This window comes from Xanthobacter cornucopiae (genome assembly GCF_043195065.2).
In the GTDB taxonomy this organism is placed as follows: Bacteria; Pseudomonadota; Alphaproteobacteria; order Rhizobiales; family Xanthobacteraceae; genus Xanthobacter.
Window position 1 is genome coordinate 2,959,597 of record NZ_CM195531.1, and the last position, 25,557, is coordinate 2,985,153.

Here is a 25,557-nt window from a genome sequence, read left to right on the forward strand (position 1 = left end):
AGCGGATCCTATGGCAGGCACGGAGCGAGCGCTCTTGCCCTTAGGTTATTCGCCACGGCTGGAGCGAGGCTTGCGCGGGTGGCGCGCGCAGGCGCGCCACCCGCGCGGCGTCATCAGAAATCGGACAGGAAGGCATCCACCCGCTTCAGGGCCTGGTCGGTGATGGAGCCGGGAAAGCCGATGAACACATGGCAGCCGCCGGGATAGACATCGAGCTCGGTGGCGTTGCCGGCGGCGAGCCAGGCATTGGCCATGAACAAGGTGTCGTCGATGAGCGGATCGCGGGTGCCCACCGTGAACAGCGCCTTCGGCAGCCCCTTCAGGTTGGCGAGCAGCGGCGACACGTCGGGATCGCCGGCGCGGCCCTCCAGACGCAGGTAGTTTTCCACGAACCGCTCGATGTCGTTGCGGTTGATGACCAGAGGCAGGTCGCCCCAGTTGCGCACCGAGGGGGTGAGGCGCAGGTCGTAGCAGCCGGCGGTCAGGTTGGCCGCCGTGAACGGCCTCAGGTCGTGGCGATCGCGCAGGCGCACCAGGGTGGCGACGGCGAGCGTCGCCCCGCCCGATTCGCCGCCGATGGCCAGCCGGGTGGTGCCGAACCGGTTCTGCGCCTCCCGCACCAGCCACAGCGCCGCCGCCTCGCAGTCGTCCGGCGCGGCGGGATAGGGCTCCTCGGGCGCCAGGCGATAGTCCACCGACACCACGGCAAGGCCGCAGCGCGCGGCGATGCGGTCGGTGAGGTTCTCGTTCTCGCGGGCGGACCCCAGCGTCCAGCCGCCGCCATGGATATGAAGGTAGACGCCCCGAGGCGTCCCGTCCGGCGTCAGGATGCGCAGCGGGATCGGCCCGCGCGGACCGGGAATGGTCTCCACATGGGCCCGCTTGCTCTCGGGCGGCAGCGGGAAGGTGCCCTTGCCGGCGATTCGCGCCGCGCGCACCTGCGGCAGCGGCACCGACCAGCGGTCGGGCAGCGCCAGCATCGCCTTGACGATGGCGTCGTTCACCATGCGCGTGTCCACGGCGATGGCGGAATCCGCGAACACCGCGGAATCGAGAACAAGTTTCGACATGGGGCGTCGGGCCTCGGGCGTTCACATCTGCTTGGTCCGCCGTCGGGCGGCGGTGCGCCGCCAAGGTTGCAGGCCCGGCGCTATGAGGCAATACAGAGATCCGCAACCGACGCAGCCCAGGCCCGCTCCCATGCCCCGTCCCGACCGCACGCCCGCGCGGATCACGCCTGTCGACACCCATGCGGAATGCCGGCTCACCCTGGCCACGCGGGGCGCGGGCTTCACCGATTTCACCGGCGAGGCGGCGGCGTTCCTGGCCGAGGCCGGCGCCCGGGACGGGGTGCTGACCGCCTTCTGCCGGCACACCTCCGCCTCGCTGACGATCCAGGAGAACGCAGACCCGGACGTGCGGCACGACCTCCTCGCCGCCCTCGACCGGCTGGCCCCGCAGCACGCCGGGTGGACCCACGACACCGAGGGCCCGGACGACATGCCCGCCCATGTCCGCACCCTGCTCAGCGGGGTCAGCCTCTGCGTGCCCGTCAGCGGCGGCCGGCTGGCACTGGGCACATGGCAGGGCCTTTACCTGATCGAGCACCGGCGCGCGCCGCACCGCCGGGAAGTCATTTTGACCTTTACCGGCCACGCCGCGATTTGAGGCTTCCGCTTGCCACAGCTTCGCCACGGATCGATGATTGTGGATGACGATTCGTTGCGCGCGTGGCGCGCGGCGGGGAAGATTGTGTCCGGAACCGACCCATCCCGGTCCAAGCCATAACACAGAAGCTTTCAGGGAGGATGCATTGGGTGAAGCCGCTGGAGGTGAATTGCGTCTCGTCATCGCCGACGACCATCCGCTGTTCCGTGGCGCCCTGAAGGAGGCGGTGCTGAGCCATCACGCCCGCGCCTCCATCCTGGAAGTGGGCACGTTCGACGACCTTACCGCGCTGCTGGAGGGTGACAGCGAGTTCGACCTGGTTCTGCTCGACCTCACCATGCCCGGCGCGCGCGGCTTCTCCGGCCTCATCTACCTGCGGGCCCAATACGCGGCGCTGCCGGTGGTGGTGGTGTCCGGCAACGAGGAGCCGGCGGTGATCCGCCGCTGCCTCGACCTCGGCGCCTCCGGCTTCATTCCGAAGACCATGGACGTGCGGCAGATGCGCGACGCCATCGCCGACGTGCTCAAGGGCGAAGCCTTCGTGCCCGCCGACATCGGCCTCGGCGCCGGCAGCGACGGCGAGACCGACGCCATCATCGCCCGCCTCGCCACCCTGACGCCGCAGCAGGTGCGGGTGCTGATGATGCTGGCGGAGGGCCGGCTCAACAAGCAGATCGCCTATGAGCTCTCCGTGTCCGAGGCCACGGTGAAGGCTCATGTCTCCGCCATCCTGCAGAAGCTCGGGGTGGAAAGCCGCACCCAGGCGGTGATCGCGGTGTCGAAGGTGGAAACCGGCCTGTGGACCCAGGCCTGAACCGCCGCTGAGTCCGGCCCGGAACCAGGCGCCGATCGCCCGCCCCCTCCGTTTGGCGCGCCCCCTTGGTGCCCCCCCCTTTGGCGTGGGCGTTTTCTTAACGCGTGCCGGTGTTCACTCCCCGGCGACACTGCGGCAGGGCGGTTTGCTTCCGCCTGCCGCCCTTCGGGGACGATGGCCGCGCCCCCCGGCTGGCCGGAGCCTGCCAGTGGACCCATCATGAGCGACGACACCGCCCCCTCGACCCCTGCCCCCGCGACGCCCGCCGCGCGGCGCCCGCTGCTCGACGCGCTGACCGTCTATGCGCGCCCGAGCGTGCTGGTGGTGATTCTGCTCGGCTTTTCGTCCGGCCTGCCGCTGGCGCTCACCGGGACCACCCTGTCGGTGTGGATGACCGAATCGGGGGTCAGCCTCGGCTCCATCGGCCTGTTCTCCCTGGTGGGCCTGCCCTACACGCTGAAATTCATCTGGGCGCCACTGGTGGATGCGCTCGACGTGCCGCTGCTCTCGCGCTGGCTCGGCCGGCGGCGCGGATGGCTGCTCGCCACCCAGATCGCCCTCGCCGCGGGCATCGTCTTCCTCGGCCTCCAGGACCCCCTCGCCGCCCCTGTCATGGTGGCGCTGGGCGCGCTGCTGGTCGCCACCGTCTCCGCCACCCAGGACATCGTGGTGGACGCATTCCGCGTGGAGCGGCTCGACACCAGCGAGCAGGCCGCCGGCATGGCCGGCTACGTGGCCGCCTATCGCATCGGCATGCTGGTTTCCGGCGCCGGCGTCATCGCCCTGGTGGCGTATCTGGAACTGCGCGGCGCCGCGCGGGCGGATGTCTGGTTCTGGGGCTATGTGGCCGCCGCCGCCTTCGTTCTGGTGGGCATCATCGCCACCTTCATGGCGCGCGAGCCCACGGCGCCGGTCCGCGCCGAGGGCGCGGGCGCGGTGGCGCGGGTGGTCTCCACCGCCGTCGGCGCCTTCAGCGAGTTCCTGGCCCGCGAGCAGGCGCTGGCGATCCTGCTGTTCGTGCTGCTCTACAAGTTCTGCGACGCTTTTGCCGGCGTGCTGACGGCCCCGTTCGTCATCTCCATCGGCTTCGACAAGGCGACCTATGCGGGCATCGTCAAGGGCGTCGGCCTCGCCGCGGCGCTGGCGGGCGGGTTCGCCGGCGGCTTCATCGCCCGCGCCCTGCCGCTGGCGACCTGCCTGTGGGTGGGCGGCATCCTGCAGATCCTGTCCAACCTCGCCTTCACCGCCCAGGCCCTCATCGGCGTGAGCGTGCCGGCGCTCACCGCCACCATCGTGGTGGAGAACTTCACCGGCGCCATCGGCACCGTCATCTTCGTCGCCTACCTGTCGGCCCTGTGCGGCGCCCGCGCCCATACCGCGACCCAATATGCCCTGCTCACGGCGCTGACGGCGGTGGGGCGCACCTTCCTCGCCTCCGGCGGCGGCTTCATCGCCGAGGCCACCGGCTGGCCGGTGTTCTTCATCATCACCGCCCTCGCCGGCCTGCCGGGGCTCGCCCTGCTCGCCATCCTCCAGGCCCGCGGCCATTTCCGGACCCTGGGCCACGAGGACAGAGACTGACGGACCGGGACTGACCTCCCGCCTATCACGCCACACCACAAGCACGGGCACCACGGACATCCCGCAGGCCGCCATTGCTCAGGCCGCGCCCCGGCAGGGCGGAGGCAAGGATGCGGCGCCAAGCCTCCGCCTTAAGTTCACAATGACGATAGGTGATGAGAGGAGTTCACAGCGCCCGTCCCCCATGCTATCTGGAGGTAACGTAAAATACGTTTTTTAACGTATTATGTATGTGAAAATGGGAGTGCATCCATGATCCACCGCCGGGCCCTTCTCGCTTCGGTGCTCGCCGGCGCCCTCGCCGCGCCGCTTGCCGGCGCCGCCCTGCCGGCCCTCGCCCAGACCGCCCAGCCGGCGCCCGGTCCGGACTCCCTGCTCAACGTCTCCTACGACATCGCCCGCGAGCTGTTCGCCGCCGAGAATGCGCTGTTCGTGCCGTTCTGGAAGGACAAGACCGGCCAGCAGATCACCGTCAACCAGAGCCACGCCGGCTCATCGCGCCAGGCCCGCGCCATTCTGGAAGGACTGGAAGCAGACGTTGTGACCTTCAACCAGGTGACCGACGTGGATGTTCTGGCCAAGGGCGGCTTCGTCGCCAAGGACTGGCAGAAGAAGTTCCCCAACAACGCCTCGCCTTATTATTCCTTCCCCTCGTTCCTGGTGCGCGCCGGCAATCCCAAGGGCATCAAAGACTGGAATGACCTGGTGCGCGAGGACGTCAAGGTCATCTTCCCCAATCCCAAGACCTCCGGCAACGCGCGCTATACTTATCTCGCCGCCTATGCCTATGCGCTGGAGCAGAACAAGGGCGACACCGCCAAGGCCGACGCCTTCGTGAAAAAGCTGCTTGCCAACGTCCCGGTGTTTGACACCGGCGGCCGCGGCGCCACCACCACCTTCGTGGAGCGCGAGACCGGCGACGTGCTGGTGACCTTCGAAGCCGAAACCCGCACCATCCAGGACCTCTATCCTGACCGCAAGCTGCAGACGGTGGCCCCTTCCGTGAGCCTGCTTGCGGAGTTCCCGGTGGCGGTGGTGGACAAGGTGGTGGACAAGCGCGGCTCCCGCCCCGCCGCCACCGCCTATCTCGAATTCCTGTATTCCCCGGCCGGCCAGGAGGTGGCCGCCAAGGCTTTCCACCGGGTCGTCAACCCGGAGGTCGCCGCCAAGTACAAGGACCAGTTCCCGCCGGTGCGCCTCGTGACCGTGGAAGAGGTGTTCGGTGGCTGGGACAAGATCCAGAAGGATCATTTCGCCTCCGGCGCCAAGCTGGACGAGGTGTTCGGCGCCCGCTGACGCGCCTGTCGCGCCATCGGAACGGCCGGGCCTTGCGCCCGGCCGTTTGCGTTCATGGCCCGTCCATTCCGGAACACTACACGCGGATGTCTGTCGCACTTCCCCCAGACCGCTGCCCCGCGGGCCGGGCAATACCCGCCGCGACATCGGCCAACGCTTTGCCTGACTTAAGGGATTTCACCCCTACCGCACTGCGGCACGAAATTTGAATGGTTCCAGGCTTCGCGCCCTCAAGTCGAAGAGCCGCCATGTCCGACGTTGCCGCAAGCGCCGAAGAAAACACCGAGGCCCTGGAGATTCCCCAGGTCTACACGCACCATGTGTTCTGCTGCTTCACCCAGCGTCCGCCGCAGCATCCGCGCGGCTCGTGCGGCGCCAATGGCGCCCAGCCCCTGTGGGACCGCCTGGGCAAGAAGCTGGAGGCCTCCGGCCGCCGCGACATCGCCATGACCGCCTCCGGGTGCCTGAGCTTCTGCTCGGCGGGGCCGATCATGGTGGTCTATCCCCAGGGCATCTGGTACACGCCCAAGACCCCCGAGGACATCGACGAGATCGTTTCCTCCCACCTGCTGGGCGGCAAGCCCGTGGAGCGGCTCATCATCGTCCCGCGCATCTGACCCCCGCCGGTCCCGCTCCCCGACCGGGGCCGATGGGTGCTGCTGGCACGCAACGCAGCCGAAAAGGTGGCGCCGCCCCAGGCGGCCTTCGCCGAAGAGATCGGCGCTGCCGGCAACGCGCCGCGCCTCCCGATGGCCCGAGGGAAGCGCTCCGGCCCCGGAAGCCGGGACCCCTGGGGCCCAAGCTCCAGGAGTCTTGGCGGGCACGCCGCGGGAACGGGACCGGCCACCCCGTGGCGCGCCGCTTCCGCACGCCGGCCCATACACGCCCGCCTTCCAGCCCCCGCCTGCCCGCCCGCGCGGCGGCGCGAAAACGCCGCCCCCGCGAACGCGGACGGGCGGCGCTTTTTTCGAGCCGGATGGCCCGGCAATCGTCCGACGGGGCAGCACGCGAGGACCGGCGCCAGGACCGGGCGCCACGCCTCACGCGCGCGCCTGGTGCGACCTGTTGCGGCCAGCGCACCACCCGGATCGCCCTGCCGCAAAGCGGCAGGACCCGCCGACCCGCTGCGCTCCTGGACCGCCCGCGTGCTGGCCCGCGCCGCCGGCGTCAAGCGCTGGCGGCATCCAGCTCGGCGACGATGGCCTCGCCCATGCCCTGGGTGGAGACCACCTCGGCGCCGGCGGTGCGGATGTCGGCGGTGCGCTTGCCGGCGTCGAGCACGCCGGAGATGGCCGTCTCGATGCGGTCGGCCACCTCGCCCTGATTGAAGGAATAGCGCAGCGCCATGGCCAGCGAGCCGATCATGGCGATGGGGTTGGCGATGCCTTTGCCGGCGATGTCGGGCGCCGAGCCGTGCACCGGCTCGTACATGGCCGAGCGCTTGCCGGTGGCCGCATCCACCGCGCCGAGCGAGGCCGACGGCAGCATGCCGAGCGAGCCGGTGAGCATGGCGGCGATGTCGGAGAGCACGTCGCCGAACAGGTTGTCGGTGACGATCACGTCATACTGCTTGGGCCAGCGCACCAGCTGCATGGCGAGCGAATCGGCCAAATGATGCTCCAGCTCGACATCCTTGTAGTCGGCGTCGTGCACCTGGGTGACCACTTCCTTCCACAGCACGCCCGAGCGCATCACATTGTGCTTCTCCGAGGAGGTCACCTTGTTGCGGCGGGTGCGGGCCAGCTCGAAGGCGACGCGGGCGATGCGGTCGATCTCGTAGGTGTCGTACACCTGGGTATCGATGGCGCGCTTCTGGCCGTTGCCGAGGTCGGTGATGGTCTTCGGCTCACCGAAATAGACGCCGCCGGTCAGCTCGCGCACGATCAGGATGTCGAGCCCCTCCACCACCTCGCGCTTGAGCGAGGAAGCGTCGGCCAGCGCCGGATAGCAGATGGCCGGGCGCAGATTGGCGAACAGCTGCAGGTCTTTGCGCAGGCGCAGCAGGCCGGCTTCCGGGCGCGCCTCATAGGGCACATTGGCCCACTTGGGGCCGCCCACGGCCGCCAGCAGCACCGCGTCGGCGGCCTTGGCGCGATCCATGGCCGCGTCAGTGATGGCGACGCCGTGGGCGTCAAAGGCGCTGCCGCCCACCAGGTCTTCCTCGATGGCGAAGGAGGCCAGGCCCTGCTGTTCCAGCCAGGCAATGACGCGCTTCACCTCGGCCGTCACCTCGGGGCCGATGCCGTCGCCGGCGAGAAGAAGAAGCTTATGGGTGGGCATGGGCCTATCCTTGGGTTGCAGCGCGCGGGTCGCGCTTTTTCCGAATACGCGCCTTCCGGCGCGGCCGGGCGGTCTCGTCGGGGGCGGAGGAACCGGCGGGAGTGCTACGGCTTTCGCCTGCCGAGCGCAAGGGTTCGGCCCCGCTGGCGACCGACGGCGGGCGCACGCCCGACCGTGCCGCCGCAATGCCTTGCACGCCCAGGGGGCGCCCAGGGGCACCGAGGGGGCGCCGAGGGCGGTCCCGAACCGCGACGCCCGGGCCTCAGCGCCGGGTCGCGACCCCGGCGCCGCCGACGATGAGGGCGCAGGCCAGCGCCAGCGACAGGCTCGGCGTGGCAAAGCCGGTAGCCACCAGCAGCAAAGTGGACAGGACCGGCGCGGCGTAGGAGGCGACGCCCAGCAGCCGCACGTCACCTTGCTTCATGCCGACGTCCCAAGCGTAGAAGGCCAGCCCCACCGGGCCCACGCCCAGGGCGATCACCGCCGCCCACTCCACCGCCCCGGCCGGCCATACCGTCTGCTCCCAGGCCAGGTGGCACAGCCCCGCCAGCAGCGCCGTGATGAGGCAGAAGCCCGCCACCGCCGCCGTGGGCACATGGGCGAAACGCCGTGACGTGACCGAATACAGGGCCCAGATGAAAGCGCAGGCGAAGGCGGCCAGATAGCCCGGCGCATAGCGGGCCTCGATGCCGGAGAAACCGCCCTTGCCCACCAGCAGCGCCACCGTGCCGGCAAAGCCCATGAGCGCCCCCGCCACATGGGCCGACCGCAGCCCGCCGCCGGGCAGGGTGGCGGAGAGCAGCACGATCAGCAGCGGCCAGAGATAGTTGATGAGCCCCGCCTCGGCCGGCGGCGCCAGCTTCAGCGCGGCGAAATACAGCACATGATAGCCGAACAGCCCACCCACCCCATGGGCATAGGCCAGCGGCGGCTGGATGAGCACGCGCAGCCCCGCCGCGCCGCCCTGCACCACCGCCGCCCCCACCCCCACCAGCCCGCCGATGGCAAAGGTGAGGGCCGTCAGCAGCAGCGGCGGCACGGCGCCGGTGGCCGCGGTGAGCCAGGCCAGCGTCGCCCACAGCGCAATGGCGAGCAGACCGGTACGGGTGGCGGTGGCCGGGGTCATGACGCACTCGATGACGGGAGCCGAGAGGTGCCGGGGTCAGGGCCCCAGGAGGTCGATCAGCGCCGGGATCAGCGGTGCATCGGCCGGCGGCATGGCAAGGTCGCGCAACTGGCCCGGGCGCACCCATTTCAGGTCCTGGTGCTCCTTGCGGGTCACCGCGCCCTCCCAGCGCCGGCAGATCCACAACGGCATCAGCAGGTGGAATTCCTCATAGGCGTGGCTGGCGAAGGTGAGGGGGGCAAGGCACGCCTCCTTCACCTGGATGCCCAATTCCTCGTCCAGCTCGCGGATGAGGCACTGTTCCGGGCGCTCGCCGGGCTCGATCTTGCCGCCGGGAAACTCCCACAGGCCGGCCAGGGCCTTGCCCTCCGGGCGCTGGGCCACCAGCACCCGGTTGTCGGCATCGATGAGAGCGCAGGCCACCACCAAGGTGAGCTTCACGAGCGATAATCCCCGTTGATGGCCACGTATTCCTTGGTCAGGTCGCACGTCAGCACCCGGTCGGCGCCGCGCCCCAGGCCGAGATCCACGGTGAGATCGATCACCGCGTTCTTCATGTAGGCGGACACCACCGCCTCGTCATAGCCGGGATCGCGCGCGCCCTCGAAGGCGACGCGGATATCGCCGAAGGCGATGGAGAGCAGGTCGCGGTCGGCCGGCTCGCCGGCCTTGCCTACGGCCATGACCACGCGGCCCCAGTTGGCATCCTCTCCGGCCACCGCCGTCTTCACCAACGGCGAATTGGCGATGGACATGGCGATGCGGCGCGCCGACTTCTTGGACACCGCGCCCTGGACATGGACGCGCAGCAGCTTGCGCGCGCCCTCGCCGTCGCGCGCCACCTGCTCGGCCAGGTCGCCCAGCAGCTCGAACAGGGCCCGGCGGAACGCCTTCAGGCGCGGATCATCGATGTCCTTGATGCGCGGCGCGCCGCGCGCCTCGGCCACGCCGGTGGCGAACAGCAGCAGGGTGTCGGAGGTGGAGGTGTCGCCGTCGATGGTCACGGCGTTGAAACTGTCCTTCACGCCCTTGGACAACAGCTTCTGCAGCACATCCGCGGCGATGGGCGCGTCGGTGAAGACGAACGACAGCATGGTCGCCATGTCGGGCGCGATCATGCCGGCGCCCTTGGCGATGCCGTTGATGGTCACCGGCACGTCGTCCAGCAGCACCTGGGCCGTGGCGAGCTTGGGGAAGGTGTCGGTGGTCATGATGGCGCGGGCCGCATCCAGCCACGGGTAGTCCACCAGCCGGGCGGCGGCCTCGGTCAGCGCCGATTCGAACTTGGTGGCGTCGAGCGGCTCGCCGATGACGCCGGTGGAGGCCAGGAACACCTCGCCCGGCTTGCACCCCAGCTTCGCGGCGGCGATCTCGGCGGTGAGCGCGGTGGAAGCCCGGCCGGTCTTGCCGGTGAAGGCATTGGCATTGCCGGAATTGACCACCAGCGCCCGCGCCTTGCCCTTCTTCAGCAGCTCGCGGCACCATTCCACCGGAGCCGAGGGACACAGGGAGCGGGTGGTGACGCCGGCCACCGTGGTGCCGGGCGCGAACGACATCAGCAGAACGTCGGTGCGCCCCTGGTAACGGATGCCGGCGGCCGCCGTGGTGAGAAGCACGCCGGGCACCGGCTGCAGCTGAGGCACGAACTGGGGCGCGAGAGGCGAGACGGACGACGACATGAGGCGATCCCCGTAAGAACCCGGCCCCGCCGGAACGGCGCGACGCGGTCTCCTTCGATCAGGTTTGGGGCCGGCGGCCCTGGAACCCGGCAGCCGCGACCCGCCGACGTTCGGCGGCCCGGCTCCCACGGCGCCTTTCGTGTGCCGCACCCGGCGGGCCCTGGCAAGGGGCCGCGGGCCGGCGATTGCGCATGGCAGGCGCGACCCGCCGCCACTCCCGCACGCCCCACCCGGCACGCAACGCGCGCAACGCCTGGCGGGTGGCACCGAAGCACCCTGGCGCCCCCCGACCCGCGCCCGGCGCCGGGCCATCCCTGCCCGGCCCCTTTCCCCAGCCCCGGCGCGGGCCTTAGAGTGGCGGCGTTTCAGATGCGTCGCGTCGCGGCTCCTGCCGCAGGCGACGTCCTTTCCCCTACCGCTGCCTGTTCTTGTGCTGCTGCAGCCTGTTGCACCTTCTGGCCCCATTTTCCAAAGGAGCCGTCATGGCCCGTGCCCTTACCGTTTTTCTCCATCGCTCCGACGTGCCCGCCCGCGCGGCGCTGCAACCCGCCCTGGACGCGCTGAAGCTGAAGCTCACGCTCGACGACGGCTATGTGCCGCTGAAATCCACGGGCTACCTGCCCTGCACCCTGGACGGGGAGGACGCCGGCTTCACCCTGCGCTTCCACGACGTGGCGGCGGACCTCGACGCAGCGCCCACCCTCAAGGCGGCCCTGGATGGGCGCGATGTGGCGCTCGACGTCAAATGGAGCGGCGACGTCCGCGAGAAGGTGAGCGCGCTCGGCGTGTGCGCGGCGCTGGCCAAGGGATTCGGCGCCGTGGTGCACGACCCGGCCGGCGACCGGCTGCTGACTGCCGACGCCCTCCTCGCCGACGTGCGCGCGGAGTTGGACAACATGTGACCGCAGGTCCCGCGCCGCAGGCGGGGGGAATCGGCAGGCGCCCCCGTGGACGGCGCTGACAAAAGAAAAGGGGCGCCGAAGCGCCCCTTCACCGACGATGCGCCGATGTCACTTCTTCGCCGGATCGGCGGGGGCGGCGGCCGGAGCGGCCGCAGGCGCGGCGGGCGCCGGAGCGGGCGCAGCGGCGGTCTTTTCCACCTTGGCGTCGGCGCGCAGCTTGGTGACGATGTCGGCCTGGGACTTGCGCACCAGATACTGTTCCACCTGGCCTTCCACCTGGTCGTAGGTGGGCACCGGCTTCTTGCGCTTGTCCTCGATCTTGATGACGTGCCAGCCGAACTGGCTCTTCACCGGATCGGACACCTGGCCCTTGTCCAGCTTGAACGCGGCTTCCGCGAACTCCGGCACCATCTGGTCCTTGGTGAAATAGCCGAGGTCGCCGCCGTCATCGGCGCCGTCCTTCGAATTGTCCTTGGCGAGCTTGGCGAAATCCTCGCCGGCTTTGGCCTTCTTGGCGATCTCCTTGGCCTTGGCCTCGTCATCCACCAGGATATGGCGCGCGTGCACTTCCTCGTCGGCGGGGGCGGACTTGACGAACTCCTCGTAAGTCTTGCGCTTCAGCTCCTCGGAGACCGCCTTCTTGGCCTCCTGGGTCATCAGCGCCTCCATGAGCGCCTTGGTGCGGGCATAGGCGAGGCGGGCCTTGAACTCGGGCGTCTGGTCCAGCTTCTGGGCCTCGGCCGCGGCGGCCAGCAGGGTCATGTCGGTGAGGAAGGACAGCACATATTCCTGGCGCGCGGCGCCCTGGAGCTGGGGCGGCAGGCCGGGGCCGATGTCCTCGGCGGCGATCACCACCTCGCTGGCGCGGATCGGGGTGCCGTTGACGGTGGCCACCACCGGGTCCGCGTCGGCCGGAGCCGCAGCCGCCGCAGGCGCCGGCGCCGGCGCCTGGGCCATGGCCGGGCCGGCAAGAGAAACAAGGGCGACGGACGAGGCAAAGGCAGCCGCGAGCGCGGCGGTGTGGACGGAACGCTTCATGGGTCCGGTTTCCTCGGGGATTGGGGTGCCCCCCAGAACGGCGCGCACCCGGATGGCGCGCGCCAGAACGGGCGCACCCTTGCCCAGCTCTCCTTGACTGACAAGAGGGCATTGTTGAGGCGTCGCGCTGAACGCCGCGCGACCACAAAGCACCCGCCCGGGGCTTCCTCTCCGGCCAGAGAGCCTGTATAAGGCGCGCCTTCAAGTGATGAAGAGGTTTCGCAAAGGCTCGCGCGAACCGCCGCAGTGGGCGAGACCTGTCTTCGGATGTCTCGTCTTCAGGAGTTGTGACAATGGCCGTTCCCAAGAGAAAAACCTCGCCGTCCCGCCGTGGCATGCGCCGCTCGGCCGACGCGCTGAAGCAGCCCACCTACGTGGAAGACAAGGATTCCGGCGAGCTGCGCCGCCCCCACCACGTCGACCTGAAGACCGGCATGTACAAGGGCCGGCAGATTCTCAAGGTCAAGGCGGAAGCCTGATCCCCAAGCCCGATTCCCATCGGCACCGACAACATGCACCGCCAGCGGCCCCGCGCCGCGGCGGTGTTTCATTTTGGGCCCCTCTGAATGACGTCCGGGCCCCGCCGGGCGGCGCTCCCTTCTCGGCCTGACGCCGCTCGGACGCGCTGAAATGGGCAGGAAACACGCCCGCGCCCGCCGCGCGGCAACGGAACGGTGAGACTCCATCGGGCAAGGTGCCCCCGATTCCCGGCCCCCGCGCCGCGCGCCCAAGGCGCGGCCTCGCGGCGCGACCGCCCGAAGGAGCACCCATGCTGACACCCGTGCCGCTGCTGATCATTCCGCTGGCGATCTTCAACATCGTCGCCTTCCTCACCCCGGACCTGCGCTGGGACGCGGTCCTGACCGTGGTCTCGATGCTGTCCGGCGCGCAGTGGAAGATCACGCTCGCGGAAGCGTTCGTCGCCCTCAGCCTGCTGTTCCTCTTTTTCGAGATCCTCAAGTCCACCCGCATCAGCTCGCGCGCGCTGATGGACCACATGTTGTCCATCCTGCTGTTCGTGGTGAGTCTCGCCGAATTCCTGCTGGTGCCGCAGGCCGGAAACTCCGTGTTCGCGCTGCTCTTGTGCGTGATGCTGCTGGACGTGGTCGCCGGCTTCTCCGTATCGATCCGCGTCGCCCAGCGCGATCTCGCCATCCGTCCCGACGCGCAATAATCCCGCGCCGCCGGAGATGGGCGCGCGCCGGGCACACCGCGCCATCCCCCTTCCGCCAGCGGCTTGAGCCACCCACGCCCCCAGCGCGGCGCCGAAACGAAAACGACCCATCCCGCATCGCGGAATGGGTCGTCGCGAACTCACGGGGCGGGCGTTCAGCGATTGCCGCCGAAGTCGCCCCCCGGGGTCGTGTCGTCGGGCCCTGGGGTCCACGGCGCGGGCTGCGCCGGCGGCTCCTGCGGGGCCGGCTGGAAGGGCTGGACAGGCGTCTCGACCGGTGGCGGGGCCTGGACCACGGGAGCCGGGGGCTCGGCCGGCCGCACCGCGAGTTGCTCCAGCTTCGCCTGCATCTCGGCCATCTGCCGCTTCAGCGCCTCAAGCTCGCCCTGCCCGGACCCGGGCGGCGGGGCGGCCACCGGCGCGGACGCGGCCTGCGGAATCGGCGTGCCCGCATCCACCGGGGTGTCGGCGGCAGGCGCGGCGCCCGCTTCCTCCTCGTCGGTCTTGGGGAACGGCAGAAAGATGTGGAAGGCGCGCTCGAACATGTCCATGTTGCGCCGCACATGATCGTCCAGCCCGGCGAAGCCGCCGCCGGTCAAGCTCTTGGTCACGTGATCACGAAACTTGCCCTGATCCTTAGTGAAGCTGTCGATGGAGGCTTCCAGATAGCGTGGCACCAGCATCTGCATGCTATCGCCATAGAATCGGATGATCTGCCTCAGGAAGGCGATGGGCAAAAGATTTTGCCCCTTGTTCTCCTGCTCGAAGATGATCTGCGTCAAGACCGAGTGAGTAATATCCTCGCCGTTCTTGGCATCGAAAACGACGAAGTCCTCACCTTCCTTCACCATGTTGGCGAGGTCTTCAAGGGTCACATAGGTACTCGTCCCCGTGTTATACAGGCGACGGTTGGCGTATTTCTTGATGGTGACTGGCTCTTGTGATTTTGCCATCGTCCGGTCATCCGATCTCCTTGGGGGTGTGGATACGTTAGGGCGTTTTCACCCCCATAGCTACCAAATTATATGCAACGCGCGCAAAGCGCGTGCACCGCAACCACATCCCCCGCCATGCGCGCCTCCACCCCGCGCAACCCTCGGTTCCGACACCGGTCTCACCCGGACGTCGCACTTGCCAGCATCCGAGTTCCCATGACATGCATCATTGACACATGGCCGTGGCCGATCTCGATATAATGCCGGCATTCATAAGCGGCGCAAAGCCGCCCCCGCCTGTTCGAAGTCCCAGGAGAAAATCATGAAGGACGAGGTCGTCATCGTCGCCGCGGCGCGCACCCCGGTCGGCTCGTTCAACGGCGCCCTGTCGCCACTGCCCGCCCATGAGCTCGGCGCCATCGTCATCAAGGAAGTGCTGGAGCGCGCCGGCGTCCCGGCCGAGGCCGTGAGCGAGGTCATTCTCGGCCAGGTGCTCACCGCCGCCCAGGGCCAGAATCCCGCCCGCCAGGCGTCCGTGAAGGCCGGCCTTCCGGTCGAGAGCCCGGCCTGGACCGTGAATCAGGTGTGCGGCTCGGGCCTGCGCACCGTGGCGCTCGGCGCCCAGGCCATCGCCAACGGCGACAGCGAGGTGGTGGTGGCCGGCGGCCACGAATCCATGAGCCAGTCGGTGCACGGCGCGCACCTGCGCAACGGCCAGCGCATGGGCAACCTGGAATTCGTGGACACCATGATCAAGGACGGCCTGTGGGACGCCTTCAACGGCTACCACATGGGCGTGACCGCCGAGAACGTGGCCAAGCAGTTCCAGATCACCCGCAAGGAGCAGGACGAGTTCGCCGTCGCCTCCCAGAACAAGGCGGAAGCGGCACAGAAGGCCGGGAAGTTCAAGGATGAGATCGTCCCCGTAACCATCGTCACCCGCAAGGGCAACGTGGTGGTGGACCAGGACGAATACATCCGCGCCGGCGCGACCGTCGACGCCATGGAAAAGCTGAAGCCCGCCTTCGCCAAGGACGGCACCGTGACCGCCGGCAACGCCTCCGGCATCAACGACGGCGCCGCCGCCGTGGTGCTCATGAGCGCCGCCAAGGCCAAGGCGGAGGGCAAGACCCCGCTCGCGCGCATCGTCTCCTGGGCGCAGGCCGGCGTCGATCCCGCGGTCATGGGCACCGGCCCCATTCCGGCCTCCAAGCTGGCGCTGGAGAAGGCCGGCTGGAAGCCGTCCGACCTCGACCTGATCGAGGCCAACGAGGCCTTCGCCGCCCAGGCCATCGCCGTCAACAAGGGCCTCGGCTGGGATACTTCCAAGGTCAACGTCAACGGCGGCGCCATCGCCATCGGCCACCCCATCGGCGCCTCGGGTACCCGTATTCTCGTCACTCTCCTGCATGAAATGCAGAAGCGGGATGCAAAAAAAGGCCTTGCCACCCTGTGCATCGGCGGCGGCATGGGCATTGCCCTGTGCGTCGAGCGGGATTGACCGTCGTTTCTTGCGCAATGATCCGGGCCGCGACCTTCAATCGCGGCCCGGGACACTCGCAACCCTGGGAACACATGCTTAGACATACTCCGGGCGTGGCTCGATCCGCTGCGGAATGTCCAATTTACTCTTTAGGTCGAGCCAACATGAATGGAGGGAGCTATGGCGCGCGTCGCGTTGGTTACGGGTGGCACTCGCGGTATCGGGGAAGCCATTTCGATCGCGCTCAAGGAGGCCGGTTTCACGGTCGCCGCGAACTTCGCCGGCAATGAAGAAGCCGCCAAGGCCTTCACCGAGAAGACCGGCATTCCCGCCTTCAAGTGGGACGTGTCCAATTTCGAGGCCTGCAAGGACGGCATCGCCAAGGTCGAGGCCGAGGTCGGGCCGGTCGAGGTGCTCGTGAACAACGCCGGCATCACCCGCGATGCGCCGTTGCACAAGATGTCCATCGAGCAGTGGAACGCGGTGATCAACACCAACCTGTCCAGCGCGTTCAACATGACGCGCAACCTCATCGACGGCATGCGCGAGCGCAAGTTCGGCCGCATCGTCTGCATCTCGTCCATCAACGGGCAGAAAGGCCAGTTCGGCCAGACCAACTACTCGGCGGCCAAGGCCGGTGAGATCGGCTTCGTCAAGGCCCTGGCCCAGGAAACCGCGAAATACGGCATCACCGTCAACGCCATCGCGCCCGGCTACATCGGCACCGAGATGGTGCGCGCGGTGCCCGCCGACGTGCTGGCCAAGATCGTCGCCACCATCCCGGTCGGCCGCCTCGGCGAGCCGGAGGACATCGCCCGTGGCGTGGTGTTCCTGGCCTCGGACGGCGCCTCCTTCATCACCGGCTCGACGCTCACCATCAACGGCGCCCAGTACATCTGCTGAACGCTGGCGACGCGGCTTCAATGCAGCCGGCCCGCGCACGCGGGCCGGCTTTTTTTTGTGCGGATGAGGCCCTCACCAAGCATCCCGAATGGCGCGCCCTTCTCGCCACGCCACCGTGCCGCGACGATCCTCGCGCACGGTATGAGGTCTCATACCAAAGGCCCATGAGTGTGACTCATGGGCCTTTGGTCAAGCCCGCGCGGCGCTTGAGCGGACCCACTTGGCACCGGTCGAAGACCGGGGCCGATGGTCTCATGGTCGCTCCGTGTCGTCGCCCCGTGTCGTCGAGCCCCTCTCATCGGCCCTCATGCCACCGGCGCAGCGGGAGATGAGCGCGCGGGCCGGGGCAGCATCGCCGCGGCGCAGGACCGACGCTCAGGCCAGGGGCAGCAGCACCCGGCGGACCGGCTCGGGAATCGGCGCCGGGCGCTGGGTGGCGCGGTCCACATAGACATGGACGAAATGACCCTGGGCCGCCGCCCGCTCGTCATCCCCCTGGAACAGCGCGATCTCGTAGCGCACCGAGGAGGAGCCGAGCTTCGCCACCCGCATCGCCGCCGTCACCGGTGCCGGAAAGGTCAGCGAGCGGAAATAGGTGCAGCGCGTCTCCACCACCAAGCCGATGATCGGGGTGGTCTGCGGATCGAGCACGCCGTGGGCGATCAGATGCTCGTTCACCACCGTGTCGAAATAGGAATAATAGACCACATTGTTCACATGGCCGTAGACGTCCACGTCGGCCCACCGGGTGCTCAGCGTCAGCGTGTGAGGAAAATCCTTCAGCAGGAATGGCTCCTCCCGCCCCACCGGCTTTGCTGTCCCGCCTGTCGTCCCGCTCATGAGCCCCTCCCCGGCTGCGGGGATGGCAGCCACGCGTCATCCCCAGGCTTCATTCCCACGCCGCCTTGTAGAGTGCCGCGATGTCCTGCGCCAACACCGGGCGCGGATTGTTGACAAGCAGGCGCGTCTGCCGCTGCGCCGCGGTGGCGAGCCCGGCCAGATCCTCGCGCGGCACGCCGGCCGCCTTCAGCGAATCGGGCAGGCCGATCGCCGTCAGGAAGCCGCCCAGCCGCGCGGCGAAGGCCTCGCCCGTCACCGCCGAAGCGCCCGCCACCGGGGCTTCCGGAAACAGCCGCGCCATGAGGCCGGTGTAAGCGTGCGCCGCCACCGGCAGGTTGAAGCGCACCACATGGGGCAGCATCAGCGCCGAGGCGAGGCCCGCCGGCAGCCGATGGCGCGCGCACAGAGGATAGGCCAAAGCATGCGCGGCACCCGCCGGCGCGTTGGCGAACGCCTGCCCGACCATCATCGAAGCCGACAACAGGGCCTGCCGCGCCCGCCGGTCGGTGCTCTCCAGCACCGCCAGCGGCAGCGCCCAGGCCAGCAGCCCCAGGGCGCCCTCGGCCAGCGCCCGTGACAGGGGATTGGCATTGGCATGCACCGACGTGAAGGCCTCCACCGCCAGCGCCACGGCGCCGGCGCCGGCGGCGGCGGTCTCGGCCGGCGGCGCCGTCAGCGTCATGTCCACGTCCAGCAGCGCCACGTCCGGCAACAGGCTGGACGCCACCACCGCCTTCTTCTCGCCGGCGGCCACCAGCAGCGCCAGCGGTGTCACCTCGGCGCCGCTGCCGGCGAGGGTCGGCGCCAGAATCAGCGGCAGGCGCGGCCCGCTCGCGAGACCGACCCCATAGATCTCGGACAGCGCGTCGCGGCCGGTGGCCAGCAGGGCGGCGAGCTTCGCCACATCCAGCACCGAGCCGCCGCCGAGGCCGAGCACGCCTTGCGCCTCCATCTCCACGGCGGCGGCCGCGGCGGCGGTGGCCGTCTCCGGTCCGGGATCGCGCGGCACGTCCTGAAACACCCGATGGGCCACACCCGCCGACCGTAGCGCATCGAGAACGAGGGCGAGCCCGCCGGCACGGGCGACCCCGTCGTCGGTCACCACCAGCGCGCGACGGACACCGGCGGCACGGAATTGCTCCCCGGCCTGCCCCGCCGCGCCGGCGGCGCACACGATATGCGCCGGTGTGTTGAAAACGAATCCGGACATGGCCCCTCCACCCCCGCATCCAACCTGAGGGGGGATGCTGCGCCTTTGCCGTCCGCCGTCAAGGCTGCGGCGGCGCCGGAGCGTTCAGAACACCGGCATCACGGACAGGTCAGGCCCCGCTCTCCCCGGCCTTCGGCGGCGGGGCGCCGAGCGCGTCGGCGAGACGCATGCGCGCGGAACCGGGCGCCAGCGGCTTCTGCTGGCTCTCGTGGGGCGCCCAGCCCGACAGCCAGACGATGTCGAACGTCGCGCGCAGTCGTCCATCCGGATCGGCAAAGCGCGTGGCGTAGACCTCGGCCGCGCGCAGCAGCGTGTCCCGGCGCAACGGCACCCGGCGGCGCTCCACCAGCGCATTGGCGGCACCCATGCGGCGCAGTTCCGAGAACAGCGTGAACGGCGAGGAATAACGCACCACGATACGGTCGGCATCGGCCACCGGCAGGGCGAAGCCGGCGCGCTGAAGCAGCCCGCCGAGATCGCGCACATCGGCGAACGGCGCCACGCGCGGGGAGAGGCCGCCGGTGGTCTCGCTCTCGGCGATGGCGAAGGCCTGCCGCAGCTCGGTGAGGCTGGAACCGCCGACGAAGCCGGCGAGGAACAGGCCATCCGGCCGAAGCGCCCGGCGCGCCTGCGCCAGCAGCCCGGGCAGATCGTTCACGCCCTGCAGCGCCAGGGCCGACACCACCAGATCGAGGGAGGCGGGCGCGAATGGCAGCGCCTCCTCGTCCGCCACCACCGCCGGCCCGCGCGCGCCCAGGCCCCGCGCCAGCGGCGCGGCAGCGAACAGGCGGTCCACCGCCGGATGCCCCGCCAGCGCCCGGGTCAGCGCATCGGTGGGCGTGCCGAGATCGAGCGCGGTGGCGAAGCGCCGCTTCACCGCGCCCAGCCGGTCGGCGAGATCCTCCGCCACCCGGTCCAACAGAAAGGTCTCCGGCCCCAGGCGCGCGGCGCGCGCCAGCCGCTGCCTCTGGAGGGCACGATCAAACACAAGGGGAGTCTGGCTCATGCCCCCCTATAGGCCGTTCCCACCCCCAATGCACGCCGATCCCAGCCGCCCCATATTTGACAATAAACTGTCGACATGACATCACACTGTCGATATGAACGCCACCTTCGATCCCTTCCTGCACCCTGCCAGCCGCCTGGCGCTGGAGGTCTTCCGGCTCAACGGCGCCCTCATCGCCACCGGCGACGCCCTGGTGGCGCCGCTCCATCTCACCAGCGCCCGCTGGCAGGTGCTGGGCGCCATCGCCGATGCCGGCGAGGCGCTGCCGACGGCCGGCATCGCCCGCAACATGGGGCTCACCCGCCAATCGGTTCAGCGGGTGGTGGACGACCTCTGCGCCCAGGGCCTGGTCGGCTTCGCGCCCAATCCGCACCACAAGCGGGCCAAGCTGGTGCAGCTCACGCCCGAGGGAAAAGTGGCCTTCGCGGCCGCCAGCGTCTGCTGGGCGCCCCTCGCCGACGCCCTCGCCGCCTTGCTCGGCCCACCCGCGCTGGAACAGGCGGCGGACGTGCTCCACCATGTGCGCGCGGCCCTGACGGCGCGCGCACAAGATGCAACCTGAGCGCCGCTTCAGTCCCGCCCGTTCAAGCCACCCGGGTGGGGTGCGGCGGGACGCCAGGCGCCCCTCACAGGCGCACCGGCCGCACGACGGCACGGCTTCCGCACGCCGCTGCTGAAATCCTGAACGGTGGCGCGAGACGACGGTGTCGGCGGGCTCTGCCGCATGAGCCGCCCCCGGCCGCCGCCCCTTGGGACCCACGGGGGACCGTGCAGCTGTCGGGGATATGCCCTCCTTGCCGTGCGCCCTGCCGCGCGACCAGACCTCCGGCGCCGGGCTCTTCGGTCCGGTCGACTCCGCCGCGACCGCAAAACACGGGGCGCGGCCAGACGGCCCCGTCCTGCCTGGAATAGCCGCCGGAGAAACCCGCGCGCCGCCATGCGCCGCACGGCCTAGCCCCGCCAGGGCGCCGCAGCGGCCGCCGGCCTGGCGATCTTGAGTGCGAGATGGCGCGGCGCGTCGCCTGCCCCCGGGCGCGAGGGCGAGGCAACATCACGACACCGTCCTCACACCGTCTTCAGGTCGAGGATGAAACGGCGGACCTTGTCCTGCAAAGCGCCGGATTCCGAGCCGATGACCGACGAGGACGACAGCACGTTGCGCGCCACGTCCTCGGTCTCCACCGCCGCCTGGGACACATAGGAGATGTTTTCCGAGACCACGTTGGTGCCGGTCGAAACGTGGGTGATGGAGCCGACGATCTCGCGGGTCGCCGCCCCCTGCTCCTCCACCGACGTGGCGATGGAGGTGATCGCCTCGTTGACCATGCCGATGGTCTTGAGAATGCCGTCGATGGCGGACGCCGCACGGGCGGTCGCGTTCTGGATCGCGCTGACCTTGGTGGAGATTTCCGACGTGGCCGCCGCCGTCTGCGAGGCCAGCTGCTTGACCTCGCTGGCCACCACCGCGAAGCCGCGGCCGCTTTCGCCGGCGCGGGCCGCCTCGATGGTCGCGTTCAGGGCGAGCAGGTTGGTTTGCCCCGCCAGCCCCGAAATCAGATCGACCACATTGCCGATGCCGGCGGCCACGGAACTCAGCTCCGCCATGATGTCCGCCGTCACCCGGGCCTCGCCCACCGACCCCTTGGACAGGTCCGCCGAGCGGTCGATCTGGCGGCCGATCTCGTCCACCGACGCGCCAAGCTCCTCCGATGAACTGGCGATGGCCGAGATGTTGGCCGCCGCCTCCTCGACCGCGGACACCACGACGATCGACTGGTCGGACGCCTTCTTCGCCGAGCCCGCAAGCTGCGCCGCCGCCGCCTGCAACTCACCGGACGCACCCTGGAAGGTGTTGATCAAGGCCGAGATCTCGGTGTCGAAGCGCGCGGTGATCTCCTCGACGCGGGAGATGCGGGCCTGCGCCTGCTGCTCGGCGACGACACTCTCGTGAATATCGACCAGGGAGCCGCAGGCGCGGATGGCCTTGCCATTGGCGTCGTGCACGACGCCGCCGGTGGCGCGGAACCAGCGATAGCTGCCGTCCTTCATCTTCAGTCGATACGTAATGTTGTAAATCGACTTCTCGCGGGTCTTCTTCAGGGCATTGCCAAAGGCGGCGAAGGTCCGCGCCGAATCCTCCGGATGGAGCTTGTCCGCCCATGAGCCCACGACGTTCGGAAAGTCGTGCTCGCCGCCATAGCCGAGAAGGCGGCGGAATTCATTGGTCCAGGTCCATTTGCTTTGAGGATGCAGAGCATCCTCATTGACCAGGATCGCGTCCCAAAGACCGACACCGCAATAATTACCCAGAACGGAAATCAGCTCATCGCTTTTTGTCTTTTGTCCGAACATGGCGTCATTTTTCTCTGATTCTGGTCGCCAACCATTGCACAAATTTCGCGGAGGTGCGTTGGTCCAGCCTCGACCGGCGTGAAATTTCGCGGAGGGGGACGGGAATCCCGTCCGAACAAAGCATATGGATACCTCCACGCCACCCGCATCAAGCCCAGCCCGGGCCACGGCGGCGAGCAGGCGGGGCGGGGGCGGCGCCAAGGGCGCGGCGGCGCACCGCCGCGGATGCAAGACCGCTTCACGCGCGTGCTGAAACGGCTCTATCCCTGTCCGTCCGGGGACACTCCCCGGAGGCACCAGGAGGCGCAGATGTCTGTTCTGATCCGATGGCTTACAGCTTTCGCGTTGACACTGGGCGCGGGCATGACGCCGCTCCCGGCCGGCGCGGCCGAAACGGCGGTCGCGGCTCCACCGGTGGAGGCACCGGTGGAGGTCGCCTCGGGTGTCAGCTACCAGCTCATCGGCCGCTGGGACATGGACCGGCTGAACCGGATCCTCACCGAGGACGCGCCGCGCTTCTTCGGTGTCGCCGTCGCCTACACCCCGGCGCGCAACGCGGTCCGGCTCTACCGGGTCACCTATCCTTCGGTCATTCCCGAGCGTGGCAATACGCCGACAGTGGCCACCGGCCTCCTCGCGGTGCCCGACACGGCGGACACCCGCTTCCCGCTCCTGTCCTACCAGCACGGCACCGTCTACGGCCGGCAGCAGGTGCCCTCCTTTCCCGAGCAGTCGCCGGAAACCCAGCTTGCCCTCGCCCAGTTTGCCGGCCAGGGCTACCTGGTCATCGGCGCCGATTATTTCGGCCTCGGCGGATCGCGGGAGCCGGAAGGCTATCTGGTGAAGGAGAGCCAGCAGCAGGCCCCCTACGACCTCCTGGTGGCGAGCCGCGCCGTGCTGGCCCACATGAAGCTGTCCGCCTCCAGGCTGGTGCTGGGCGGCTGGTCGCAGGGCGGCTTCGTCACGCTGGCGCTGCTGGAGAAGCTGGAGCGCATTGGCGTGCCGGTGGCGGCGGCCGCCACCGCCAGCGCCCCCGCCGATGCCTTCGTGGGGCTGAACGGCTTCCTCTCCTTTCCGCGCGTGATCGACGCGGACTGGGTGCCGACGCTGTTCATCCTCACCGCCTTCTCATTCGAAAAGTATTACGGCGTGCCCGGCCTCGCCCGCAGCCTGCTGACGGACGGGGCCTACGACATCTCCCGCAGGCTCTATGAGCGCGAGCCCTACGACCCCGCGCAGGTCCCCACCGACCTGCGCGCGCTGATCCGGCCGGATTACTTCGATCCGCAGCTGTTCGCGGCGTCCACCTACGGACGGCTGCTGAAGGACAGGACCAACGCCTACCGGTGGGTCATAAAGAGCCCGGTGCGCACCTATTATGGCGAGGCCGACGAGGTCATCTCCCCCGGGCTCGGCCGGCTGGTGATGACCTATCAGCAGGCCATGGGAGCCGGAAACACCGCGGTGGAGGCCCGCTCCACCGGCCCGACCACCCATCGCGGCACCTACGCCACGGCCGTGCCGCAGTGGAAGACCTGGTTCGACGGCCTGTGATCAGGGCCTGTGGGCGCCGCCCCCGGCGCCCCCTCGGGGAGGTCGGGGCCCGCCCCTCAGAGCCGCAGGCCCGGCGCCTCGTGGCCGGTGCGGGCCACGTATTCCAGATAGCCGCCGGGGTAGTTGTGGATGCCCTCCGGAGTCAGCTCCAGCACCCGGTTGGAAAGCGCCGCCAGGAAATGGCGATCGTGCGAGACGAACAGCATGGTGCCCTCGTAATTGGCGAGGGCGGCGATCAGCATTTCCTTGGTGGCGATGTCGAGATGGTTGGTGGGCTCGTCCAGCACCAGGAAGTTCGGCGGATCGTAGAGCATCTTGGCCATCACCAGCCGGGCCTTCTCGCCGCCGGAAAGCACCCGGCAGCGCTTGTCCGCGTCGTCGCCTGAAAAACCGAAGCAGCCGGCGAGGCTGCGCAGCGCGCCCTGGCCGGCCTGGGGAAAGGCATCCTCCAGGGTCTCGAACACGGTGCGCTCGCCCTCCAGCAGGTCCATGGCGTGCTGGGCGAAATAGCCCATCTTCACGCTGCCGCCGACGGTGACCGCGCCGGCATCGGGCGTGGCGGCCCCGGTGACCAGCTTCAGCAGCGTGGACTTGCCGGCGCCGTTGACGCCCATCACGCACCAGCGCTCCTTGCGGGCGATGTGGAAATCGAGCCCCTCATAGATGACACGGCTGCCGTAGCGCTTGTGCACGCCCTTCAGGCTGGCCACGTCATCGCCGGAGCGGGGCGCGGGCTGGAACTCGAACACCACGCTCTCGCGCCGGCGCGGCGGTTCCACCCGGTCGATCTTCTCCAGCTTCTTGACCCGGCTCTGCACCTGCGCCGCGTGGGAGGCGCGCGCCTTGAACCGCTCGATGAACTGGATCTCCTTGGCCAGCATGGCCTGCTGGCGCTCGTACTGGGCCTGCTGCTGCTTCTCGTTCAGCGCCCGCTGCTGGGCATAGAACTCGTAGTCGCCGGAAAAGCTGGTCAGCGCGCCACCGTCGATCTCGACGACCTTGTTGACGATGCGGTTCATGAAGGCGCGGTCGTGGGACGTCATCATCAGCGCGCCGTCGAACCCCTTCAGGAAGGATTCGAGCCAGATCAGGCTTTCGATGTCGAGATGGTTGGAGGGTTCGTCCAGCAACATCACGTCCGGGCGCATGAGCAGGATGCGGGCCAGCGCCACGCGCATCTTCCAGCCGCCGGAGAGCTTGCCGACATCGCCGTCCATCATCTCCTGGCTGAAGCCGAGGCCGGCCAGCACCTCGGCCGCGCGGCCCTCCAGGGCATAGCCGCCCAGTTCCTCGAACCGCGCCTGCACCTCGCCGTAGCGCTCGACCAGCGCATCCATCTCGTCGGCGCGGTCGGGATCGCCGAGGCCGGCCTCGATCTCCTTCAGCTCGGCGGCGACCACGCTGACCGGGCCGGCCCCGTCCATCACGGCGCTGAGGGCGCTTTGGCCGCTCATCTCGCCCACGTCCTGGCTGAAATAGCCGATGGTGATGCCGCGATCGGTGGAAACCTGCCCCTCGTCCGGAGGCTCCTGCCCCGTAATCATGCGGAACAGCGTGGTCTTGCCGGCGCCGTTGGGGCCGACGAGGCCGATTTTCTCGCCTTTCAACAGGGCCGCGGAGGCCTCGATGAAGACGATCTGCTTGCCGTTCTGCTTGCCGATGTTGTCGAGACGAATCATGCGCGCGCGATCTCGGGGAATGCCATGCGCGTGGCAT

At 69.2% G+C, this 25,557-nt stretch carries 23 protein-coding genes and 1 pseudogene; 12 read left to right on the top strand and 12 right to left on the bottom strand.

Going from position 1 to position 25,557, the window contains the following annotated elements:
• Positions 1 to 113: 113 nt before the first annotated feature.
• Positions 114 to 1,070 (bottom strand): alpha/beta hydrolase, encoded by a 957-nt coding sequence (locus V5F53_RS13040; protein WP_393997916.1) that lies wholly within the window; start codon positions 1,068 to 1,070, stop codon positions 114 to 116.
• Between the two features lie 130 nt (positions 1,071 to 1,200).
• On the opposite strand from V5F53_RS13040, the gene V5F53_RS13045 reads away from it, so the two are divergent.
• From V5F53_RS13045 to V5F53_RS13065, 5 genes are all read left to right on the top strand, one after another.
• Positions 1,201 to 1,668 carry a secondary thiamine-phosphate synthase enzyme YjbQ gene (locus V5F53_RS13045; protein WP_393997915.1) on the top strand — a complete coding sequence of 156 codons (468 nt, stop codon included), beginning with the start codon at positions 1,201 to 1,203 and terminating at the stop codon, positions 1,666 to 1,668.
• Between the two features lie 145 nt (positions 1,669 to 1,813).
• A complete protein-coding gene (locus V5F53_RS13050) occupies positions 1,814 to 2,482 on the top strand; it encodes a response regulator transcription factor (RefSeq protein WP_393997914.1) in 669 nt (222 codons plus the stop codon).
• Positions 2,483 to 2,701: 219 nt separating this feature from the next.
• Positions 2,702 to 4,063 carry an AmpG family muropeptide MFS transporter gene (locus V5F53_RS13055; protein WP_393997913.1) on the top strand — a complete coding sequence of 454 codons (1,362 nt, stop codon included), beginning with the start codon at positions 2,702 to 2,704 and terminating at the stop codon, positions 4,061 to 4,063.
• 252 nt (positions 4,064 to 4,315) lie between these two features.
• Positions 4,316 to 5,359 (top strand): sulfate ABC transporter substrate-binding protein, encoded by a 1,044-nt coding sequence (locus V5F53_RS13060; protein ID WP_393997912.1) that lies wholly within the window; start codon positions 4,316 to 4,318, stop codon positions 5,357 to 5,359.
• Between the two features lie 248 nt (positions 5,360 to 5,607).
• A complete protein-coding gene (locus tag V5F53_RS13065) occupies positions 5,608 to 5,976 on the top strand; it encodes a (2Fe-2S) ferredoxin domain-containing protein (protein ID WP_393997911.1) in 369 nt (122 codons plus the stop codon).
• A 550-nt stretch (positions 5,977 to 6,526) separates the two neighbouring features.
• Here V5F53_RS13065 and leuB read toward each other — a convergent pair.
• The 4 genes from leuB to argJ form a co-directional block, all read right to left on the bottom strand.
• A complete protein-coding gene (gene leuB / locus V5F53_RS13070; protein WP_393997910.1) occupies positions 6,527 to 7,639 on the bottom strand; it encodes a 3-isopropylmalate dehydrogenase in 1,113 nt (370 codons plus the stop codon).
• A gap of 262 nt (positions 7,640 to 7,901) precedes the next feature.
• The gene (yddG, locus tag V5F53_RS13075; RefSeq protein WP_393997909.1) at positions 7,902 to 8,765 is read right to left on the bottom strand and encodes an aromatic amino acid exporter YddG; all 864 of its coding nucleotides are present in this window, start codon (positions 8,763 to 8,765) and stop codon (positions 7,902 to 7,904) included.
• 36 nt (positions 8,766 to 8,801) lie between these two features.
• Positions 8,802 to 9,206, bottom strand: a complete 405-nt coding sequence (locus V5F53_RS13080) for a (deoxy)nucleoside triphosphate pyrophosphohydrolase (RefSeq protein ID WP_393997908.1) — start codon at positions 9,204 to 9,206, stop codon at positions 8,802 to 8,804.
• Complete coding sequence (argJ, locus tag V5F53_RS13085; protein WP_393997907.1) at positions 9,203 to 10,444, bottom strand: bifunctional glutamate N-acetyltransferase/amino-acid acetyltransferase ArgJ; 1,242 nt, start codon at positions 10,442 to 10,444, stop codon at positions 9,203 to 9,205. Before argJ ends, V5F53_RS13080 begins: the two co-directional genes overlap by 4 nt.
• Positions 10,445 to 10,926: 482 nt before the next feature.
• Between argJ and V5F53_RS13090 the strand changes: the two genes are divergently transcribed.
• The gene (locus tag V5F53_RS13090; protein ID WP_393997906.1) at positions 10,927 to 11,346 is read left to right on the top strand and encodes a hypothetical protein; all 420 of its coding nucleotides are present in this window, start codon (positions 10,927 to 10,929) and stop codon (positions 11,344 to 11,346) included.
• A gap of 108 nt (positions 11,347 to 11,454) precedes the next feature.
• On the opposite strand, the gene V5F53_RS13095 is transcribed toward V5F53_RS13090, so the two are convergent.
• On the bottom strand, positions 11,455 to 12,384 hold the full coding sequence (locus V5F53_RS13095) for a peptidylprolyl isomerase (RefSeq protein ID WP_393997905.1): 930 nt from the start codon (positions 12,382 to 12,384) through the stop codon (positions 11,455 to 11,457).
• A 293-nt stretch (positions 12,385 to 12,677) separates the two neighbouring features.
• Here V5F53_RS13095 and rpmF point away from each other — a divergent pair, with 293 nt between their 5' ends.
• Positions 12,678 to 12,863: a 50S ribosomal protein L32 gene (gene rpmF, locus V5F53_RS13100; RefSeq protein ID WP_393997904.1), complete on the top strand. Its 186-nt coding sequence runs from the start codon at positions 12,678 to 12,680 to the stop codon at positions 12,861 to 12,863.
• Positions 12,864 to 13,153: 290 nt separating this feature from the next.
• Entirely contained in the window at positions 13,154 to 13,558 is a 405-nt protein-coding gene (locus V5F53_RS13105; protein ID WP_393997903.1) for a hypothetical protein, read from the top strand.
• A 323-nt stretch (positions 13,559 to 13,881) separates the two neighbouring features.
• Here the strand turns inward: V5F53_RS13105 and phaR are convergent.
• A pseudogene (gene phaR, locus V5F53_RS13110) lies at positions 13,882 to 14,511 on the bottom strand (polyhydroxyalkanoate synthesis repressor PhaR); the annotation flags it as partial.
• 304 nt (positions 14,512 to 14,815) lie between these two features.
• On the opposite strand from phaR, the gene V5F53_RS13115 reads away from it, so the two are divergent.
• Positions 14,816 to 15,994 (top strand): acetyl-CoA C-acetyltransferase, encoded by a 1,179-nt coding sequence (locus tag V5F53_RS13115; protein WP_393997902.1) that lies wholly within the window; start codon positions 14,816 to 14,818, stop codon positions 15,992 to 15,994.
• Positions 15,995 to 16,156: 162 nt separating this feature from the next.
• Positions 16,157 to 16,879, top strand: a complete 723-nt coding sequence (gene phbB / locus V5F53_RS13120; RefSeq protein ID WP_393997901.1) for an acetoacetyl-CoA reductase — start codon at positions 16,157 to 16,159, stop codon at positions 16,877 to 16,879.
• Between the two features lie 375 nt (positions 16,880 to 17,254).
• Here the strand turns inward: phbB and V5F53_RS13125 are convergent, their stop codons facing one another.
• The 3 genes from V5F53_RS13125 to V5F53_RS13135 all read right to left on the bottom strand — a co-directional run bounded on the left by V5F53_RS13125 (position 17,255) and on the right by V5F53_RS13135 (position 19,935).
• Complete coding sequence (locus V5F53_RS13125; RefSeq protein ID WP_393997900.1) at positions 17,255 to 17,719, bottom strand: acyl-CoA thioesterase; 465 nt, start codon at positions 17,717 to 17,719, stop codon at positions 17,255 to 17,257.
• Between the two features lie 49 nt (positions 17,720 to 17,768).
• Positions 17,769 to 18,929 (bottom strand): iron-containing alcohol dehydrogenase, encoded by a 1,161-nt coding sequence (locus V5F53_RS13130; RefSeq protein WP_393997899.1) that lies wholly within the window; start codon positions 18,927 to 18,929, stop codon positions 17,769 to 17,771.
• Positions 18,930 to 19,038: 109 nt separating this feature from the next.
• Positions 19,039 to 19,935 carry a methyltransferase domain-containing protein gene (locus V5F53_RS13135; RefSeq protein ID WP_393997898.1) on the bottom strand — a complete coding sequence of 299 codons (897 nt, stop codon included), beginning with the start codon at positions 19,933 to 19,935 and terminating at the stop codon, positions 19,039 to 19,041.
• 94 nt (positions 19,936 to 20,029) lie between these two features.
• Between V5F53_RS13135 and V5F53_RS13140 the strand changes: the two genes are divergently transcribed.
• Positions 20,030 to 20,497 carry a MarR family winged helix-turn-helix transcriptional regulator gene (locus tag V5F53_RS13140; RefSeq protein ID WP_393997897.1) on the top strand — a complete coding sequence of 156 codons (468 nt, stop codon included), beginning with the start codon at positions 20,030 to 20,032 and terminating at the stop codon, positions 20,495 to 20,497.
• Between the two features lie 503 nt (positions 20,498 to 21,000).
• Here V5F53_RS13140 and V5F53_RS13145 read toward each other — a convergent pair.
• Positions 21,001 to 22,287, bottom strand: a complete 1,287-nt coding sequence (locus V5F53_RS13145) for a methyl-accepting chemotaxis protein (RefSeq protein ID WP_393997896.1) — start codon at positions 22,285 to 22,287, stop codon at positions 21,001 to 21,003.
• A 363-nt stretch (positions 22,288 to 22,650) separates the two neighbouring features.
• Here V5F53_RS13145 and V5F53_RS13150 point away from each other — a divergent pair, with 363 nt between their 5' ends.
• Positions 22,651 to 23,841: an alpha/beta hydrolase family protein gene (locus tag V5F53_RS13150; protein ID WP_393997895.1), complete on the top strand. Its 1,191-nt coding sequence runs from the start codon at positions 22,651 to 22,653 to the stop codon at positions 23,839 to 23,841.
• Positions 23,842 to 23,897: 56 nt separating this feature from the next.
• On the opposite strand, the gene V5F53_RS13155 is transcribed toward V5F53_RS13150, so the two are convergent.
• Entirely contained in the window at positions 23,898 to 25,520 is a 1,623-nt protein-coding gene (locus V5F53_RS13155; RefSeq protein ID WP_393997894.1) for an ABC-F family ATP-binding cassette domain-containing protein, read from the bottom strand.
• Between the last annotated feature and the right edge of the window lie 37 nt (positions 25,521 to 25,557).